The sequence below is a fragment of the Corallococcus sp. AB030 genome (assembly GCF_003668965.1).
In the GTDB taxonomy this organism is placed as follows: domain Bacteria; phylum Myxococcota; class Myxococcia; order Myxococcales; family Myxococcaceae; genus Corallococcus; species Corallococcus exiguus.
The window spans coordinates 1-1,064 of record NZ_RAWQ01000466.1; the positions used below are offsets into that span (position 1 = coordinate 1).

A 1,064-nucleotide genomic window follows, 5' to 3' on the forward strand; every position below is an offset into this window, starting at 1 on the left:
GTGCTCTTCTTCATGCCAGGAGAATGTTCCTCGTCCCCCCGTTTCGACGGGCCTGCCTGCTCGGCTGCACCTATGTCTTTGATTCTGCTCTGCTTTTCTCCATCGCGTTAAACGGACGCGGATGGGCGATCAAGACATAGAGCAGCGTCGTCAGTGGGAATTTCTTGTATGTGGCAAATAAAAGCGGCAAGGCGATGAGAGCGGGCGCGACCTCCATCCACCATGTGCTGCGTTCATAGGGTGCGATGGCGGACCATGCGAAAACGGCGATAACGATAGCAAGACAGGCAATGGGCGTTCTCATCAGCCAAGGCTAGCGCAGGCGCAAAGTCGCGTGAAAACCGTTCTTCACGCTCTTGAGCGAGTCGAGAATCCGCCTGCTCATCTCTGGCCCTATGCGGCGGGCCCGACGAGCGTGAACGGATCGGGGACGACGACGCGGATCGCTGCGGCCAGCTTGAGCTCAAGCCGCGACCGCTCGGTGTCCTCCATCCACCGCAAGGCGGAGTGCAGCATCTGGTAGAGATGAATGAAGTAGAACGGTGACCGACCATTGAAGTTCATGCCGGGGAGGCGGCGACTCATCGTGTGAGCCTCGTCCCGCATGGGCTCGAAGAACGACATCTCGGTCGCCAGCTCGATGCACTTCTCCACTTCGCGTCGGGGATGCACTGCGGCGAGCAGGAACAGCATCGCTACCGGATCGTCGCTCGCCAGCCAGGCGGCCGTGACCGTCATGCGATCGCAGCCCAGGTCCTGAGGCACTGACCAGTCGCGGGCGCCGCGGCCGGACACGTCGTTCATCAGATCAGTGAGCGTGCGCCGTGTCGTCATGCGACGATGATACGGCCCGGCGCGCGTTGAGTGCATCCTTCCGCCGTGCGCCACTCCCACGGCTCGCATGCAGGTGCGGACTGGCCTGCAGGGAGAATTCCCCAGGAACGCCCGCCGAGCAGGCTCCCACACGATTCCTCAGGGGCGCCGCGTGCGCTTCAGTGCTAGTCCATACCGCCATGTCCGGCGACTCATCCGTCCCCTCCCCCGGCGGCCTGCCCACCCTGCGC

General features: G+C 63.0%; 1 protein-coding gene. It reads right to left on the bottom strand.

Annotation, left to right across the window (positions count from 1 at the left end):
* Nucleotides 1–393: 393 nt before the first annotated feature.
* Nucleotides 394–834 (bottom strand): hypothetical protein, encoded by a 441-nt coding sequence (locus tag D7Y15_RS43625; RefSeq protein ID WP_121756231.1) that lies wholly within the window; start codon nucleotides 832–834, stop codon nucleotides 394–396.
* Nucleotides 835–1,064 lie beyond the last annotated feature (230 nt).